Raw genomic sequence first — 17,927 nt, 5'->3', positions numbered from 1 at the left:
AGAACACACAACTGTTGATACTGGACGACTTTGGATTACAGGCATTCGATTCGGTCACCAGAGAAATCGTCATGGATATCATAGACGACCGCTTCGGAGAATCATCAACGATAGTTTCCTCCCAGATACCCGTATCTGCATGGTATGACCTTATCGGAGAAGGCACCATAGCCGATGCAATATTGGACAGGCTGGTAAACTCATCCCATCGATTAGATCTGAAAGGAGAATCTTTAAGGAAAGGAATCTTGAAAAACGAATAAAAATTAACCTAATTTAAATGATCTTTCAAAGTGGCACGGTTTGACCGAAATGACTGGCATGGTCAGACCGAAATATCCATTAGGGTTAAAACCTAATATTCGCCTCAATTTTGCCTATTGAAGATCAGCATTTTCCCGGAATCAGCATCAATTATTACCAAAACCTCATTAGATAAAGTTTCTAGGTAATAACAAAAGGATCCCAAGTTCGGATTTACAATTTTAAGAAAAACTTCATTAGAAGAATCTGTACTACCACTACTACAGCTTTGCGAGCTATCTAAAATTTGGTAGGAACTAGGCGTTTGTGGTGAAGCCTTAATAATTTCACCATATTTTTCAATCAGCTGCCCGGAAGCGTTAAATTCCCAGGTTAACTTAGGGTCATCTTCATACACCCATATTCCTATAATGTTTGAATTATTCTCACGAAGATTTATTAAAAGAAGTGTAATTATTAATAGGTATTTCATATCATTAACTTTTTTAGCATGTTATCATATTAATTGCTATTTCAAACCAATTTTTTCTGTCATCTAATCCTGCCTTAAATGGACCATTGATTTTTTGGGTAACATTATCTACAGTTAATTGGCTTATATCAGAAATTTTATCCAAAACTCTATCTTTAAAAAACCACATTGCGGATAAAATCCCAACATTTTGATCCGATGCAATTAGGTCAGGATTAGAAACGAAATCATTTTCAGTATTGATATTACTCTAGTAAAAATTGTTAAAATCAGAACAATTATCTTTTCCCGTTAATTGGAAAGCTCCTCTTCCTCTATATTTATAACCATCTCCGGAAGATTCCGAGCCATTTCCATTTCTCAATGCGTAAACTAGATTTGCTAGTTTTTGAGGGTTTCGTAGGTAGTCATTTGGATTCTTTTTATTAGGATCTGTTAAAGAAAATTTGCTTGGGAAAATTTTTAATAACCTCTCAGTGGTGGTGTAATATAGGTTTTCTGTAAACCCAGTATTAGAAAACCCATTAGTTTCATGACCGGCTTGAGAAATAAAATGTGCAATAACTTCCTTTTCTATTAATCCAAAATCGGCACCGTAAGTGTTTATTAAGTCCTTTAAAGTTTCTAAAACTAATGAATTTGCATTAGGAAATATTTGAACTAATTCTGCTTCGTCCAACTCACATTCATCCTCGGGATCCATTTCCTCCTCCTCACACTCCACCGGCATATCCAAAATATTCCCTTCTGGTTGTTCACAGAAGTCGGAATAGCCACCCGGTCCACCCTCTCCTGAATCATCTGGAGGTGTAATGCTTTGAAATTCCAGTTCACATTCAATCCCAGTAATATCTTCTCCTATTTCTATTGCGGGAGTACATTGATCTCCAAAACAGGAATACTGATACCAAGTGGTAACTTCTAAATAACATTTCACTGTATAATTTGAAATTTTAAGTTGATTTCCAGTCCCTAATACCTCACTCTGGTTTCTTATTCTATGTGTTTTGATTCCTTCCTGTATACGCCAGCCCCCAATAAAATTACCGTTCCATCGGTAGAATCGATAAACGCCGGAAAAATCTTTGGGAATAGATTGATAAGCACCCCGATGAAAATCCTCCTGCTCAAATTGAAAATTTGGATTATCAGGATAAATGATCAAAAAATAGGGAATATAGGTTCCATTTTCTTTTGGGTACAACAGCAAGGTTTGAAGCACTGAATTTCTAGACAATGCTTCCGTTTTCAAATGACTGGGAATGTCAATTTGCTCAAAATCAAACCTTACTTCGATGACTTTCTTTCCATCAGCTTGTCGGTAAATCTTGGATTGACTCCAAGCCGGCTTGCCTTTAGCCTTAGACGATTGTCTAGCGTTTTCAACGGATTGATACTCATTCTCAAAGCTTTCATACCAGCCCTTGGCTGCTTCAATCTCAGGATTAATTTTTTGAAAACCTTGCTCATTTTCATCTTCCAGGCAGGAAGTTAGCAGCAATACCCCCAGCATCACTGCCCATGTTACCTTCCAATTTAATATTGGTTTGGTTTATAAAACATAATTATTAAAAATTTAACAATCGCAAAAAATAGTTTTCAATCGAAAAATCCAAGAAAAAAAATCATAAAATATTTAGTCCAATGACTAACACAGCTTTTTTAACTATAAAAACAATTTTATCAAAAAAACCCGATCCTTTCAGACCGGGGTTTTCTGATTTCTTATTTTAAACTTCAGCCTTTATTTCCGTCCCATTCCGGGCATCATTCTACTCATGGCTGCTTTTGCTCCACCCATTTTATTCATCTGCTTCATGAGCTTCCGCATGTCCGAAAACTGCTTCATCAGATTGTTTACCTCGGTGATATTACGTCCGGATCCGGCAGCGATGCGCTTTCTTCGGCTTCCATCAATGACGTCAGGGTTTTGTCGCTCTTCCGGGGTCATACTTCGGATAATCGCCTCGATCGGTTTAAAAGAATCATCATCGATATCCATCCCCTTCATGGCTTTGCCCATCCCTGGAATCATTCCCATCAAGTCTTTGATATTCCCCATCTTTTTGACCTGCTCGAGCTGAGAAAGGAAATCTTCGAAGTCGAAATTATTCTTTCGGATCTTGGAATTGATCCGCTTGGCTTCATCCTCATCAAAGGACTGTTGTGCACGCTCTACCAAGGAGATGACATCACCCATGCCGAGGATTCGCTGTGCCATTCGATCGGGGTGGAAAACGTCGAGATTTTCCATCTTCTCCCCTGTGGAGATAAATTTGATCGGCTTCTCCACTACATGCCGAATAGAAATCGCCGCACCACCACGGGTATCACCATCGAGTTTGGTCAAGACAACCCCATCAAAATCCAAGCGCTCGTCAAAAGTCTTCGCCGTGTTCACCGCGTCCTGACCGGTCATGGAGTCCACCACAAAAAGTGTCTCGGAAGGATTCAAGGCTTTTTTCAATGCCTCGATCTCATTCATCATCTGCTCATCCACTGCCAAGCGACCTGCGGTATCGACCACCACCGTTTTCTTACCCGTCTTCTTTGCGTAGGCGATGGCATTGTTGGCGATCTCAATGGCATTCTTGTTTTCAGGCTCAGCATAGACCTCTACACCGATCTGTTCTCCCAATACTTTCAACTGATCAATCGCCGCAGGTCGGTAAATATCGCAAGCCACTAACAAAACCTGTCGGCCTTGCTTTTTCAAATAGCTTCCCAGTTTCCCTGTAAAGGTCGTCTTTCCCGAACCCTGCAAACCAGAAATCAAAACCACCGCAGGCTCGCCACTGAGTTTGATTTCAGCTTTGGTGCCTCCCATGAGCTTGGTCAGTTCCTCTTGTGTGATCTTCACCAATAGCTGACCCGGTGATACAGAAATCAACACATCACGGCCTAGCGCTTCGGTTTTGATTTTATCAGTGACTTCTTTTGCTACTTTATAGTTGACGTCGGCATCGATTAGGGCTCTTCGGATTTCCTTAACCGTGGTGGCAACGTTGATTTCGGTAATTTTTCCGGTTCCTTTCAGGGTTTTGAAAGCCCGGTCCAGTTTCAAACTTAAATTATCAAACATGTGGTTTTTCCGCTATTTCCTGCAAAAGTAATCAATTTCATGGGCGTAAGAAAGGGGAATACTTCCTAATCTGAGCCAATTTGGACAAGGGTTTGCCTTTTAATTCCTAATTTGCGGAGATTCTGAATTATCGACGAAAATCACCATCCATGAAGTTGAATTTTCAAAAAGAAATTTTGCCCCATCTTATTGGGGTTGCGGTTTTTTATCTCTTGGTAGTCTTCTACTTTTCTCCCCTCGTTTTTGATGGGAAAGTCATCTTCCAAAATGACATCCTCCAATGGGAAGGCTCTGCCAAGGAAGTGCTTGAGTATCGGAAAAACACCGGTGAACAGGCCCTTTGGACCAATTCCATGTTTGGAGGAATGCCTGCTTATTTCATCAGCTTGGAGTTTCCAGGAGATATTACCAATGGCTTGATTTCGGTACTTACACTAGGCCTGCCGCATCCCATCAGTGGACTTTTCTTTGGAATGGTAGGCATGTATGTCCTCTTGCTGAGTTTCCGGGTTCGACCGCTTTTAGCTATAGTAGGTTCCATTGCTTTCTCATTCAATACCTACAATTTACTTTCCCTCGAGGCCGGGCACAATGCTAAAATCTGGGCGGTCTGTCTGATTCCTTTAATATTGGCCGGAATCCATTTAGCATTTGAGAAAAAACACTTACTCGGAGCGGCACTCCTAGCCTTAGGGCTTTTACTTCAGCTCAAATTCAACCATCTTCAGATCACCTATTACACCCTTATCACTTCGGTGATTTATGTGATCGTGCGATTGATTTTTGATTGGAAAAAGGAAGGGTTGGCCCGAATGGCAAAAACGTTTCTCTTTCTCATCATCGGGGCTATTTTGGCTGTCGGCGGAAATATCGGAAGATTGGCTACAGCTTTGGAATACAGTCCTTACTCCACTAGAGGGGAAGCTACCTTGGAGACCGAATCCTCAGGTTTGGATAAGGATTATGCATTTAGCTGGTCCAATGGCAAGTTAGAAACCTTGACCTTGCTGATTCCGAATTTCTACGGAGGAGGAAGTCAGACCGCTCTACCAGCAGACTCCAATGCCGGAAAAGCACTTCGGAGCAATGGCGTGGACAATGCACAGGCTCGAGGTTTCCTTCAAGGAGCACCCACTTACTGGGGAGATCAGCCCTTCACCGGCGGACCTATTTATGGAGGAGTCATCCTTGTATTTTTAGCCATTCTCGGTATCTGGGCTGCGCCAAAGGAAAGCTTGATCACTTTCGGAACCATCATCATCCTCTCGCTGATGCTCAGCTGGGGAAAAAACCTTTCTTGGTTTAATTACCTGTTGTTTGACATTCTGCCGGGCTACAATAAATTCCGTGCTGTTTCGATGGCTTTAGGTATGACACTTTTTGCCATTCCCGTATTGGGGATGATCTCCCTGGAGCGATTGCTAGAACGTAAAGAACTGAAGCCTCTACTCATTTCTGGGGGAATCGTTGGTACTTTACTTTTGCTCTTAGCAGTAGCTGGAGGAGCTTTTTTCCGATTTGAGGCTGCAGTGGATGCTAACCTTCCGGATTGGCTAGCCTCCGCTATCCAAAAAGACCGAAAAGCCATGCTATCGGCTTCAGCTTGGAAAAGTCTGGGCTTAGTAGCTGCTGCTTTTGTATTGATTTATTTCACACTGAAAGAAAAAATCTCTTCAAGCATCCTTGGAATTGCTTTGACACTTTTGGTTGTAGCTGATCTTTGGCTAGAAAATCGACATTATTTAAACGCTGAATCTTTCCAATCGAATCCGGCAAAACAGTTTTTTGCTGAAACTGGTGCCGAGCAAAAAATCCTTGAAGACGAAGGTTATTTTCGAGTCTTAAATTTGACCGAATCCTTCACCCAAGGTGCACGAACAAGCTATCGCCTGTATAGCCTAGGAGGCTATCACGGAGCCAAACTCCGGCGATACCAAGACTTAATTGATTATCAGCTACAAGCAGAAACCCAGAACTTTATCAGCAAGGCTCAAGAAGGGGATTTTGATTGGCAAGGTATAGGAGTTATCAATATGCTCAACACCAAGTACCTCATCGCAGGCCAAGATGCGAATTCTGTCTTCGAAAATCCGCTAGCCATTGGACCTGCATGGGTTCCCGCAGAGATTATTTCTATCAACTCCAATGAGGAGGAGATACAGCGAATCGGAGAAATAGATACCAAAGTACAAGCAACCGTAGCCGCTCATCAAGGAGAAGTGAGCGCTGGAAAAGGAAGAATCACCCTTCAAGCCAACAGCCCTAATGAACTTCGCTACCAAGCAGAAATGGAGGAGGGAGGATTAGTGGTGTTTTCTGAGGTTTTCTACCCTGAAGGCTGGAAAGCGACCATCGACGGGCAGACAGCAGATATTCTCCGAGTCAATTATTTATTGAGAGGCATCGAAGTACCAGCAGGAAATCATGAGGTGGTGATGACCTTCTCACCAGCAAGCTACACCACCACCAAAACCCCGATGATTCTATTCCAGTATCTCATAGTAATGAGTTTGATAGCGGGAATCTTTTATACCTACAAGCAAGAAAATGGAAGACCCAAAGGATAAAGCAGTTAGCTTTTATGATCAGTTTTCCGAAAAGCAGGAAAAAACCGGTATCGATTCTCGGCACTTGAGTATTTTAGACAAGGTGGTAGCGGCAGGCCTGAAGCCTCATCATCGTGTGTTAGAAGTCGGTTGTGGCCTCGGAACAGTATCTCATCTCCTGGCCAATCAGGTGAAAAGCGGGGAAGTGCTTGCGGTAGACATTAGCCCGGAAAGCATAGAGAAAGCTAAAAAAACATGGTCGGATCAACCCAATCTGAAATTTGAGGTTTCGGATATGTCTGATTTCAACAAAATCGATCAAACCTTCGACTTCTTCGTCTTTCCCGATATTTTAGAGCATATTCCAGTTGACCAGCATGAGCGGCTTTTCCAAACTATCCAACAGCATGCACATCAGGATTCAGTGATTTTCATTCACATTCCTTCTCCTCGCTATTTGCAGTGGATGATAGAAAACGAACCCGAAAAACTTCAGGTCATTGATCAACCTTTGGATTCTGGAGACTTAATCAAAAGCATCACCAAGGCAGGGTTCTATTTGGAGAAAATGGAAACTTATGCGGTCTTTTATGAAGAGAAAGACTATCAATATATTGTGTTTCGAGCCAGCAAACCTCTTGAAAAATCCACCCCTCGAAATAAATGGGAGGTGCTCAAGGAGATAGTTAGTATTCGGCTTCGAAATGGTATTATCAATTAACAAAACATGGAAATTCAATCTAGCGCAGTCGTAGGACTTACCTACGAACTCAAAGTCAGCAAAATCGAAGACGACATCGAGTCAGTTCCCTTCAGTGTGGAAGTTCGGGATGAAGAAGATCCCTTTTATTTCCTTTTTGGCCAAAGTGGCCTACCAGAGCGATTTGAAGAGTTACTGAAAGGCAAAAAAGAAGGAGATGACTTTGCGTTCAGTTTGTCTGTCGAAGAAGCTTATGGGGAGCCCGACGATGACTTACTCGTTAATTTACCCAAGTCTCAATTTTCTCAGGATCGTGGCTTTTCAGAAGAGATGATCAAAGAGGGGGAATTTCTACCCCTAATGGACGAAAATGGCTATCCCATGCAAGCTAAAATCCTCAAAGACCTGGGAGAAACCATACTCTTGGATTTTAATCATCCTCTGGTTGGGTTTGATCTACACTTCGAGGGCTCCATTATTGAGGTTCGCGAAGCTACTCCCGATGAAATCGCGCATGGACATGTGCATGGCGAGGGTGGAGAAGAAGAGTAGATAGTTATCAAAAGTCGTACGCAGAAAATTTCACCTATACCTTCCGAGAGTTTGCATCCCTCGGGAGGTTTTTGCAATCAGCGAATTCGCGGCCTATTTTTTTTAGCTACTAATTCACGAATAACTTTTAGAATCAGGACTAATAAGCTCCTAGACGGCACTCTCAAAAAATAATTATTAGCGAATTCATGGCTATTTTCATCAGCTCGGTAGCAACATCACTTTCTCCTCCTCCCATTGAACATAGACCCGATCCCCAACTTGATATTTCCGATGTGGATCGTCTACTTCCCATATCTTATTGCTTTCTTTAAGTTTAATCTGAAGCAAATTATAATGCACCAAAAAGCGTAAATCCACCACATGCCCCAAAAGTCCCCCTTTGCTTCGGAGCTTGACCTCATTTGGCCGGAGATAGGCGTCCTTTTGACCTGGGATGGGATTGATCGGTGAAAATAAACGTGCTACGTACTGACTTTGCGGGTGAGTACAGAGTTCAAATGAATTCCCTTTCTGCACGACTTTTCCTTTTTTAAGAATGATCAGATTATCCGTCAATCGCAATGCATCATCTAAGTCATGCGTCACAAAGACGACCGTAGTTTTCCATTGCTTAAACAAGTCACCCAACTCATCAATCAACTGATGCTTTTGTATGGTATCTAAAGAAGAAAATGGCTCATCAAGCAGGAGAACCTCGGGTTCGATTGCCAAAGCAGCTGCAATTGCTACTTTTTGTTGCTGCCCTCCGGAAAGTTGCCTCGGAAATCGACCCTGAAGCTCCTTCAGACCAAATTGCTCCAGTAACTTTTCTTCACGAGCTTTGGCGTAGTTTTTATCGTACTGAAGCAAGGGACGGCGAATATTCTCTGACACGGTAGAGTTGGGAAAGAGATGGTAATCCTGATGAATCAATTTGACCTCATCATATCCTGGCACCAACTTTTTCTTCGGGTTTAAAATCTCCTCATTTTCCAAAAATACCTGACCCGAATCCTGTACCTCCAAACCTGCCATAATTCGTAAAAGGGTCGATTTCCCCGAACCACTCTCTCCTACGATAGAAATAAAATCCCCCCTGTTCATCTCCAGCGAAAACTCCGAAAGGGCGATTTTGCCAGCATAGGTTTTTTTGATCTTCTTGGCTATGAAAGAACTCATGGATTGATTTCAGCTTGTAATTTTTTAGGAAGAGAGGCAAAGATGAGACGGTAGGAACGATCTACCAAATCCAAGATCAAAGGATCGGGTACATCTCCGCTGACATAAACTGAATTCCACATTTTTTTATTCATGTGATAGCCCGGTCTGACTCCATCATATTGTTCTCTGAGCTCCAAGGCATATTCAGGTTCGCATTTCAGATTGATGTATTCAAAATCCACCAAATCTGTGATTGCAAAAATCTTCCCTCCTACCCGAAAACAAAGTGTATTTGCATCAAAGGGGGTATCTTCTGTTACTCCGGATTTGGAAAGGCAATAATCTCTCAGGTAAGCCAGCGTCATAGTTTTGAAATGAGTAAACGGATAGCAAAACGAATATCCAAAATCCAGCTTTGGTATAAAAGTCAAATCCCTGATTTCAATCAGTTTTTTAATTTCTACTTTGATCCAAATTAAATTTTTAAATACCTCGGAAAACCCTAATTTGAGACTTTAAGAAATAAACTGTTCAAAATGACAATTGGTCTGCTAAAAGAACCGGAAGGGGAACTCAGGGTTGCTTTATTGCCCGAAAGTGTCAAAACCTTTATTGATTTAAAAGTTAATGTTAAAGTAGAAAAACAAGCGGGAGAAACTGCTTTTTCCAAAGATGAAAACTACCAAGCCGTAGGAGCTGAAATCTGTGAGAGAGGCGAAATTCTACAAGCTGATTTAGTACTGAGCATACATCTGCCTTCACAAGAGGAGATCGATCAGCTTAAGGAAAATCAGGTCTTGGTTTGTCAATTTCAACCTTTATCCAACAAGGAATTGGTCGATCGCCTTTTGAAGCTGAGAGTTACGGCTTTCTCTATGGATAATGTCCCTAGAACTACCCGTGCACAATCTATGGACGTGCTCTCTTCAATGGCTACCGTAGCGGGCTATCAGGCCGTATTGACCGCCGCTAACCAATCTCCACGATTTTTCCCCATGTTTATGACCGCCGCGGGAAGTATTATCCCCTCCAAAGTATTGGTTTTGGGAGCTGGAGTAGCGGGACTTCAGGCAATTGCCACAGCCAGGAGATTGGGAGCAGTGGTAGAGGCTTTTGATGTCCGAGCTGCTGCGGAAGAGGAGGTGAAAAGCTTGGGGGCTAAATTTGTCAAGGTAGAAGGCGCCAAGGACGAAGTAAGTGCAGGAGGATATGCAGTAGAACAAAGTCAAGATTACAAAGAAAAGCAGCAGGCACTTATTCAAGAGCATGCCAAAAAAGCCAATATCATTATTTGTACTGCTCAGATTCCAGGTAGAAAAGCTCCCCTATTGATCACCAAAGAAACAGTGGAATCTATGGCCCCAGGATCGGTAATTGTGGATTTGGCAGCCTCCTCAGGGGGCAACTGTGAACTCACAGAGGACAATAAAATTTGTGAAAAGCACGGGGTTAAAATTATCGGAAATTCAAACCTCCCCTCCTCTATGCCGATGGATGCCAGTAAAATGTATGGCAAAAACATGGTCAATTTTCTGAAACTCATTATCGGGCCTGAGGGCCAACTTAACCTAAATTGGGAAGATGACATCGTCGCCAATACCTGTGTCACTCATCAGGGCCAAGTGATGAGTAGCAGAGTAAAATCAATTCTTTATCCAACTGAAACAATCAACTAATGGAAGATATCCTCAGTCTATTTTACGATAACCGGGAATTCATTTTCCTCATCCTCGTCTCGATCTTCTTGGGAATTGAGATCATTTCCAATGTTCCTGCTGTCCTGCACACCCCTCTGATGTCCGGAGCCAATGCCATTCATGGAGTAGTTATCATCGGTTCCATCATCATTATGCTGCAGGCTGATCCCGGAAATTACTACGCCTTGATTTTGGGTTTTTTAGCAGTGATTTTGGGCACACTCAATGTAGTCGGAGGTTTTGTCGTCACCGACAGAATGCTGGAAATGTTTAAGAAAAAAGCCAAGTAATTATGCTAAACGATCTACTCGGACTGAGCATTTTGGAGCTCAGCTATATTATTGCTTCTGTGACATTTATCCTAGGACTGAAAATGCTCTCAAGCCCGGACAAGGCGAGAAGAGGAAACTTAATTGCAGGCTATGGAATGGGATTGGCTATTGCAGCCACTATTTTATTCAAGGAAGAATTCAGCGCAGATAAGTGGTTGAATTACTCTCTTATTTTGGCTGGATTGGTGATCGGTACAGTCATCGGCACCCGTATGGCACTCAAGGTTAAAATGACTGCGATGCCGCAGATGGTTTCTTTTTTCAACGGAATGGGCGGAGCCTGTGCAGGTGTGATTTCTCTGGTTGAATTTGATCATCTCAGACACGGAGGTGAAATTTCCGGGGGAATGCTGATTGTAATTCTACTAGGACTGATTATAGGTTCTGTATCTTTTTCTGGTTCCATGATCGCTTATGGCAAATTAGAAGGTAAAATAGCAGACAAAGCACTTCCTGCAGGTCAATTTATCAATATTTTATTGCTTCTCTCATTATTTGGTTTGGCCGCTTATTTGGCTATTTCCGGAAACTTGAGTATGCCGTTGATGTATGTGCTTTTGGTTCTTTCCCTATTGTATGGAGTACTTTTTGTGATGCCTATTGGGGGAGCAGATATGCCTGTTGTGATTTCTCTTTTGAATAGTTTTACTGGAATGGCAGCTGCTTTTGGAGGTTTTCTCTATGGCAATCAAGCCATGCTGACAGGAGGTATTTTGGTAGGCTCCGCAGGTACGATTCTCACAGTTTTGATGTGTACGGCCATGAATAGGTCCCTGACCAATGTGATCATCGGCTCATTCGGAGGTGGTGGTACTGCTGCCGCCAAATCAGGAGAGCAGGGAACAGTCAAGGAAATCGGGATTACCGATGCAGCGATTTTGCTGGCTTATGCGAATAAGGTCAGTGTGGTTCCCGGCTATGGACTGGCAGTGGCTCAGGCACAGCACACCGTCCACAATCTGGAGAAAATATTGGAAGATAAAGGCGTAGAGTTGACTTATGCCATTCATCCGGTAGCAGGCAGAATGCCTGGACACATGAATGTGCTTTTAGCAGAAGCAGATGTCCCCTATCCCAAACTTCTAGAGATGGAAGATGCCAATGATGACATGGCCAATACCGATGTGGTTTTAGTCATAGGGGCCAATGATGTGGTCAATCCTGCTGCAGAAAATGATCCTGGAAGCCCGATTTTCGGAATGCCTATTATCAAAGTTTGGAATGCCAAAAATGTCATCGTCCTCAAACGGTCCATGGGAAAAGGCTATGCCGGAATAGAAAATGAGCTATTCTTTCACGCTAAAAACAGAATGCTTTTTGGCGATGCCAAGGACTCCCTCGAAAAACTAATCGGGGAATTGAAAAATCTCTAATAAAAAGGCTGTCTCAAAAGTGAAATTTGTCACATCAAAGTGATTTATGAGACAGCCTGGATTTTTTAACTCCTCCAAGCTTTAATCAGACCCGGAAGATGTACCAAGGCAATAATCAACAATCCAAATGACTCCCTTCCTTCCTCCATTTCTGGTGTCTTCATGGTTAAATCCCCTTGCTCCACCTCTTGTCCAATCCATCCAGAAACTGATTCTGGCCAGTAATAAAATGCTCCGATTAGGCAAGCGACTACTAATACAGTCAGGGGATATTTTGGGAATATTCCACGGATAGCCAAAAGACAAAAGATAATAGCCACAACATAAATACTTACCCAAACTTCAGGATCGGGATCATTGATCTGCCAGTAAGCAAAGAGGGAGAATAAAATCGCCCAAACACCATAGATGATTTTTGAAAACTTCATAACGGGGGTAAATAAACTGAATTTTAAGCTTTAGATAGCTCGACGCAGCCGTCGAAATGTCCAGGGGCTACTCGGTAGCCATGATAATCTGCCATGACTTCTTTGACTGTCGTAAAGCCATAGATCGTCTGACTTTTGATCAGACTAAAAAACTTCTTTTCTTCTTCTAGCTCCGAATTAGCCATTGCAATTAGAATTTCCTCGCGTCCACCTTGATCCTTTCCCAAGAAGCTGGTCTTTCCCAAAGCCTTTAACTGTCTTTTGATCAGTTGCTGCTCTTCCTCCTCATAACAGTGCTCAAATAGTCTTATCAGAAATTTATCAGTCCCTGTACTCAAAGCTCCGATCGGTTTGGGATCAGGAAAGGGGCTTTTGGAAGGAATGCCTTCCGGAATCAATGTATCTGCAATGGCAGAAATCAGTTTTTCTTCCTGAAAGCTAAAAAATCCTTTATGCGTGAGTTGATCTACCAGCTCCCACTTCCAGTCTACCAATACCAAGCCGGCGATTCCTGCGCCGGTGGCTCCAATAATTTTAAGGGATTTTCTTCGGTCCATAGGCTTGTCGATTGAACTTTCAATTTATCATTTTTTTAAACACATTGCTGACAGAGTCCATCAATGGATAAGATCAGTTTTCAGTGGTCAAAAAAAAGACGACTGCTATGAGTCGTCTTTAAACTGCATTGATTTATTATTTACGATAATCCAGAGGAGCTTTTCGATCTCCTACAAGCGCTTCATATACAAACCCATCTCCTTGTCTTTTGGTCAATTCCTCTTTTGCCTTAATAGTTATTTCTGGGTTTTTGAGGAGATCAATCGCTGTCAATGCCAGGGTTTTTGCTGCCACCATCATTCCTTTGGTACCAATGCTTGTCCCCCCGGCAGCTACAGCTTGCCAGGTATGAGCAGAGGTACCGGGAACCCAAGTGGCTGTTCCCAACCCGGCAGTTGGCACCAACCAACTAATATCCCCCACATCAGTAGACCCACCAGTTCCTTTCTCCTGCACCATAAAGGGATCTATTTTTTCGGAATCATCCGGACTCACTTTAATATCAGAAAACCCTTTGATCATTTCATCGGCGAATTTCCGCTCCTCAGGATCGTATTTTACTCCCCCTACGGTCTCCAGATTTTTGTGCATGATTCTGGCAAGCGTTTCATTGGGCATCAGGTTATACACTCCATTGATAATTTCATATTCCATTTTTGTCTGTGTACCCTGAGCAGCTCCTTCTGCTGCAGCGACCATTTTTTGAAAAATCTCCTTCACCACATTCGCATCAGGATGCCTCACATAATGGTACGACTCTGCAAAAGCAGGTACCACATTAGGCGCTTCGCCACCTCGGGTGATGACATAGTGCATTCGAGTTTCTTGTGGCACATGCTCACGCATCAGATTTACCATAAAGTTCATCGCCTCCACACCATCTAAAGCGGATTTTCCTCGCTCTGGCGCAGCCGCTGCATGAGAAGCCACACCATAAAACCTGAATTTTGTGGAAATATTGGCCAGTGAACTATTCGCCCCGGCATTATTTCTAGAGCTAGGGTGCCAATGAAGCATGGCATCCACATCATCCACCAACCCCGCTCTTGCCATGTAAACTTTTCCTCCACCGCCTTCTTCGGCTGGAGTCCCATAGACTCTCACTGTTCCTGAAAGTCCATTTTGTTCCATCCATTCTTTGACAGCTATCCCTGCTGCCACAGATGCAGTCCCAAATAAATGATGCCCGCAAGCATGGCCTGCACCGCCCTCGACTACAGCCTTACGAAAAGGAACTGCATCCTGAGAAACTCCGGGAAGTGCATCAAACTCTGCCATGATTCCGATCACAGGCTTGCCTGAACCGAACTCCGCCACAAAAGCAGTAGGAATGTCTGCTACTCCGGCTTTGACTTCAAATCCAGCATCTGATAAAGTCTTCTGCAATAAAGCGGAGCTTTCTGTTTCCAAATATCCTAATTCTGGATTTGACCATATTTGCTGGGCAATACCAGCATAAAAATCCTTTGTGGATTCTAATTTCTGAATCACTTCCTGCTGGGCCATCAGACCAAATAGGGTGAAAAACAGGGAGACTGTAATACTTAATTTTTTCATAAGGCAGGCTACTATCTTTTTCAATACTTTATTGAATGGGAAATTAGAGGGAATAATATCTCTTAGCAAAGATTTTTTTTCAAAACTTAAAAAAATCCAAATAAATGGGAGACCACTAAGCTATTAATAAAATATACATTGTGGAAAATAGCCCTTAAAGATCATTTTATTGTATTCAAAATTTATTTTTTAAAAAAAATTTGTAATTTTCTGATTACCAACCTAATACGCGCTATGAAAAAATTATTCAAAATCTCTGGATGGATCATTGGGTCCTTCCTTCTCCTATTGCTATTTGGCTACGCTTACCTCAATCTAGCCTTTCCGAGTGTTTCGCCTGCAGAAGAACTAGAAATCGATTACAGCGCGGAACGCATACAAAGAGGAGCCTATTTAGCCAATCATGTCACCGTATGCATGGACTGTCACTCTGTACGGGATTTCTCCAAGTTTTCGGGCCCTCCCACTTCGGGTACACTTGGCAAAGGCGGTGACCGCTTTGATCAATCAATGGGATTCCCGGGAGTTTTTTATGCAAAAAACATTACACCTTTTGGGCTTTCTGATTACAGCGATGGGGAGCTTTACCGTTTGATTACCACTGGTGTCACTAATGATGGGCGCGCCATGTTTCCTGTCATGCCCTATCTCTATTATGGTAAAATGGACCCCGAAGACATTTATGATATCATTGCTTATATCCGGTCTCTTCCCGTGATCGAAAGTGAAGTTCCAGAGTCCAAGGCTGACTTTCCCGTAAATTTGATCCTCAAAACCATTCCGAGTGATCCTCAACCTGAGAAAAGACCTAGCCCTAGTGATCAGGTGGCTTATGGAAAATACCTAACCAATGCTTCCGGATGCATCGAATGTCATACGCAAGCAAACTCTCAGGGGATGATTATGGAAGAGGTAGCCTTTGCAGGGGGAAGAGCGTTTCCTTTTCCGGATGGTTCCAAAGTCACTTCCTCAAATATTACTCCTGATCCCGAAACGGGGATAGGCACTTGGGATGAGCAAGCTTTTCTAGCCCGCTTCAAAGCCTACTCCGAGGATCACTACCAAGCCCAACCGGTAAAACCCGGGGAGTTTAATTCCATCATGCCCTGGACCATGTACGCAGGAATGGAAGAACAAGACCTCAAGGCAATTTTTACTTATCTCAAAACCCTCAAACCTATAAAAAATGAAGTGGTCCGATTTACTTCATCTATTAGATAACTCGAATTTCTTTAAACTCACAGAAAGCCCGAATCCTCAAAAGATCCGGGCTTTCCTGTTAAATACGGCCCTTTGTAACCATTGTCACCAAAAGAACTTGGGATAGATTTATACTTTTAAGGGCGAGTTTGGAGAAAAACCGACTCATTATTTCTAAGTCAAAAAGAATATCATTCGCCCAATTTTAACCAATACAGAATAATCGATGAAATCCTCCAGAAGAAAATTTATGGCCCAGTTGGGTGCTCTTGGTGCCGGTTCCGGACTCCTGTCCCTGACCCCATCTGTGGCAAAAGCTGAAGCAAAAAAAATAGCCCCAAAGTCATTTACCCTAACTATCCTTCAAACCACTGATGTACACTGTCAGATTCATCCACATGATGAATTATTCTGGGAAAACGGGCAAGCAGTCTATCGGAAAACTGGAGGATATGCTCAGCTGAAGACCTTTTTGGATAAGGAGCGAAAAAAATCAGAATATAGTCTCGTAATGGATACCGGAGATATGTTTCAAGGCTCTGAACTTTCCGTAAGAACCACAGGTGAGGCAATGATCCCTATCTTGAATCAAATAGGATATGACTTGTATCTGCCTGGCAACTGGGAGGTTGTGTATCAAAAACCCGCCATGCAGCATCTCTTGGGCTCTCTTCATGCTCCAAAAATCTGTGCAAACATGTACCATGATTTGGGGGAGGATAAAAAAGGAGAACTCATCTTTAACCCCTACCATATCTGGACTGTCAATGGCGTCAAAATCGGCTTTTTAGGCTACACCGATCACTTGGTTCCTATGAGACAATCTCCTGATTATAGTAAAGGCATAATCTACACCAAACCAGAAGAAAACCTAGCACACTACGTCGATGTCCTTCGAAATCAAGAAAAATGTGCCTTCGTCTGCATCATCGCTCACTTAGGTCTTTCCCAGCAAATCAATCTAGCCAACCTGCCAGAATGCGAGGGAGTAGACTATATCCTAGGAGGTGATACCCATGAGCGAGTCAGAAAACCTATCGAGGCCAAATATGCCAAAGTTGTAGAGCCGGGAGCTTTCGGTTCTTTTGTAGGAAAATTGGAATTGAAAATTGAAGATGGAAAAGTAGTATCTGACACTTACGAATTGCTCGAAGTGAAATCTGATGAAAACAAACCTGATCCCGTCATCGAAAAAATTATCGCTCAAAATGAGGAGCCTTTCCAGGAAGATATTTTACAAATCGCAGGTTACAGCACAGTACCACTTTATCGGTATTTTGTCATCGAAAATCCGATCGACACTATGATTTTGGATGCCATTAGCTGGCAAGTTCCAGAAGTAGATATCGTCCTCTCCAATGGATTCAGATTCTGCCCTCCACGTACTACTCCTGACGACACGGGAAATATACCCATTACCAATGGGTTCATCTTCGATATGCTGCCTGTCGACTCGCAAATCCGCACAGGAAAAGTAACCGGAGCTCAAATTTCGGCATGGCTAGAAAAAGAACTGAATAACGTCTTTGCCAAAGAAGCCTCCCAGAGATTTGGAGGATGGGTAATCAAATTCAGAGGGCTTGAGGTCAAATTCTTGGCCTTTGGAGAGGAAGGAAAACGCGTACAATCCGTAACTGCCAATGGAAAACCACTTGATGCTAATCGAGTATATAGCATTTGTGCCTGCGAGCGAGACGGAGACCCCGAGGATATGCTTTGCCGATTCAAAGGTGTCCAAGACACTAAGAATACTCCATTTACACTTCATCAAGCGGTTAAAAATTATTTAGCTGAAAATTCCCCAGTGACCCCTATTCCTCCAAAATCAGCTGTGGCACTTGATGCCCCTGAAACCTTACTGACTCAGGTATATGGAGTAGATTATGAGTTCAGATAGTAAATACTTCCTTCTCGGAAAGGATTGAGAAAAGTGTTTATTCACCCCGAAAGCCGGCCAAAAGCCGGCTTTTTTATTTACTTTTCTAGCTAAATCATTCTGATTTATCCAATTACACGCCAATAA

The 17,927-nt window shown here is 42.7% G+C and carries 17 protein-coding genes; 9 read left to right on the top strand and 8 right to left on the bottom strand.

The genetic code is table 11. The annotated features are described in order from the left end of the window. The coding region (locus tag BLQ57_RS12210; RefSeq protein WP_175444669.1) for an ATP-binding protein at positions 1-263 on the top strand (263 nt) is incomplete at its 5' end. Between the two features lie 104 nt (positions 264-367). On the opposite strand, the gene BLQ57_RS12205 is transcribed toward BLQ57_RS12210, so the two are convergent. The 3 genes from BLQ57_RS12205 to ffh form a co-directional block, all read right to left on the bottom strand. Next, entirely contained in the window at positions 368-736 is a 369-nt protein-coding gene (locus tag BLQ57_RS12205; protein WP_139162722.1) for a hypothetical protein, read from the bottom strand. A 250-nt stretch (positions 737-986) separates the two neighbouring features. Beyond that, entirely contained in the window at positions 987-2,249 is a 1,263-nt protein-coding gene (locus tag BLQ57_RS12200; RefSeq protein WP_087939645.1) for a hypothetical protein, read from the bottom strand. A 231-nt stretch (positions 2,250-2,480) separates the two neighbouring features. Then, the gene (ffh, locus tag BLQ57_RS12195) at positions 2,481-3,818 is read right to left on the bottom strand and encodes a signal recognition particle protein (RefSeq protein ID WP_087939646.1); all 1,338 of its coding nucleotides are present in this window, start codon (positions 3,816-3,818) and stop codon (positions 2,481-2,483) included. A 149-nt stretch (positions 3,819-3,967) separates the two neighbouring features. Between ffh and BLQ57_RS12190 the strand changes: the two genes are divergently transcribed. Genes BLQ57_RS12190 through BLQ57_RS21170 form a run of 3 tightly spaced genes read left to right on the top strand, consistent with a single transcriptional unit; the run spans position 3,968 to position 7,616 of the window. After that, complete coding sequence (locus tag BLQ57_RS12190; protein WP_087939647.1) at positions 3,968-6,385, top strand: YfhO family protein; 2,418 nt, start codon at positions 3,968-3,970, stop codon at positions 6,383-6,385. Further along, complete coding sequence (locus BLQ57_RS21175) at positions 6,366-7,085, top strand: class I SAM-dependent methyltransferase (protein WP_169712746.1); 720 nt, start codon at positions 6,366-6,368, stop codon at positions 7,083-7,085. Before BLQ57_RS12190 ends, BLQ57_RS21175 begins: the two co-directional genes overlap by 20 nt. 6 nt (positions 7,086-7,091) lie before the next feature. Further along, a complete protein-coding gene (locus tag BLQ57_RS21170; protein ID WP_169712747.1) occupies positions 7,092-7,616 on the top strand; it encodes an FKBP-type peptidyl-prolyl cis-trans isomerase in 525 nt (174 codons plus the stop codon). 201 nt (positions 7,617-7,817) lie between these two features. Here the strand turns inward: BLQ57_RS21170 and BLQ57_RS12180 are convergent, their stop codons facing one another. Together BLQ57_RS12180 and BLQ57_RS12175 are read right to left on the bottom strand one after the other, a co-directional pair. Further along, complete coding sequence (locus BLQ57_RS12180) at positions 7,818-8,777, bottom strand: ABC transporter ATP-binding protein (RefSeq protein ID WP_087939648.1); 960 nt, start codon at positions 8,775-8,777, stop codon at positions 7,818-7,820. Then, a complete protein-coding gene (locus BLQ57_RS12175) occupies positions 8,774-9,124 on the bottom strand; it encodes an MmcQ/YjbR family DNA-binding protein (protein ID WP_087939649.1) in 351 nt (116 codons plus the stop codon). The genes BLQ57_RS12180 and BLQ57_RS12175 overlap by 4 nt, the downstream gene beginning before the upstream one ends. A 171-nt stretch (positions 9,125-9,295) precedes the next feature. On the opposite strand from BLQ57_RS12175, the gene BLQ57_RS12170 reads away from it, so the two are divergent. From BLQ57_RS12170 to BLQ57_RS12160, 3 genes are read left to right on the top strand one after another with little or no spacing between them, the layout of a single operon-like run. Continuing rightward, complete coding sequence (locus tag BLQ57_RS12170) at positions 9,296-10,435, top strand: Re/Si-specific NAD(P)(+) transhydrogenase subunit alpha (protein ID WP_087939650.1); 1,140 nt, start codon at positions 9,296-9,298, stop codon at positions 10,433-10,435. After that, the gene (locus BLQ57_RS12165; RefSeq protein ID WP_087939651.1) at positions 10,435-10,746 is read left to right on the top strand and encodes an NAD(P) transhydrogenase subunit alpha part 2; all 312 of its coding nucleotides are present in this window, start codon (positions 10,435-10,437) and stop codon (positions 10,744-10,746) included. Before BLQ57_RS12170 ends, BLQ57_RS12165 begins: the two co-directional genes overlap by 1 nt. Before the next feature lie 2 nt (positions 10,747-10,748). Continuing rightward, positions 10,749-12,161: an NAD(P)(+) transhydrogenase (Re/Si-specific) subunit beta gene (locus BLQ57_RS12160; RefSeq protein ID WP_087939652.1), complete on the top strand. Its 1,413-nt coding sequence runs from the start codon at positions 10,749-10,751 to the stop codon at positions 12,159-12,161. A gap of 65 nt (positions 12,162-12,226) precedes the next feature. Here the strand turns inward: BLQ57_RS12160 and BLQ57_RS12155 are convergent, their stop codons facing one another. The 3 genes from BLQ57_RS12155 to BLQ57_RS12145 form a co-directional block, all read right to left on the bottom strand. Beyond that, entirely contained in the window at positions 12,227-12,589 is a 363-nt protein-coding gene (locus BLQ57_RS12155) for a transmembrane 220 family protein (protein WP_087939653.1), read from the bottom strand. A gap of 23 nt (positions 12,590-12,612) precedes the next feature. Continuing rightward, the gene (locus BLQ57_RS12150; RefSeq protein WP_087939654.1) at positions 12,613-13,146 is read right to left on the bottom strand and encodes a gluconate 2-dehydrogenase subunit 3 family protein; all 534 of its coding nucleotides are present in this window, start codon (positions 13,144-13,146) and stop codon (positions 12,613-12,615) included. Positions 13,147-13,282: 136 nt separating this feature from the next. Further along, positions 13,283-14,704 (bottom strand): amidohydrolase, encoded by a 1,422-nt coding sequence (locus BLQ57_RS12145; RefSeq protein ID WP_087939701.1) that lies wholly within the window; start codon positions 14,702-14,704, stop codon positions 13,283-13,285. A 234-nt stretch (positions 14,705-14,938) separates the two neighbouring features. On the opposite strand from BLQ57_RS12145, the gene BLQ57_RS12140 reads away from it, so the two are divergent. Both BLQ57_RS12140 and BLQ57_RS12135 read left to right on the top strand, forming a co-directional pair. Then, the gene (locus BLQ57_RS12140; protein ID WP_087939655.1) at positions 14,939-15,925 is read left to right on the top strand and encodes a c-type cytochrome; all 987 of its coding nucleotides are present in this window, start codon (positions 14,939-14,941) and stop codon (positions 15,923-15,925) included. A gap of 205 nt (positions 15,926-16,130) precedes the next feature. Further along, the gene (locus BLQ57_RS12135) at positions 16,131-17,801 is read left to right on the top strand and encodes a bifunctional metallophosphatase/5'-nucleotidase (RefSeq protein WP_087939656.1); all 1,671 of its coding nucleotides are present in this window, start codon (positions 16,131-16,133) and stop codon (positions 17,799-17,801) included. The last annotated feature ends 126 nt before the right edge of the window (positions 17,802-17,927 follow it).

This window comes from Algoriphagus faecimaris, assembly GCF_900101705.1.
GTDB classification, from domain to species: domain Bacteria; phylum Bacteroidota; class Bacteroidia; order Cytophagales; family Cyclobacteriaceae; genus Algoriphagus; species Algoriphagus faecimaris.
Note: the sequence above shows the minus strand (reverse complement) of the source record. Positions and strands in the feature narration are given on the sequence as shown.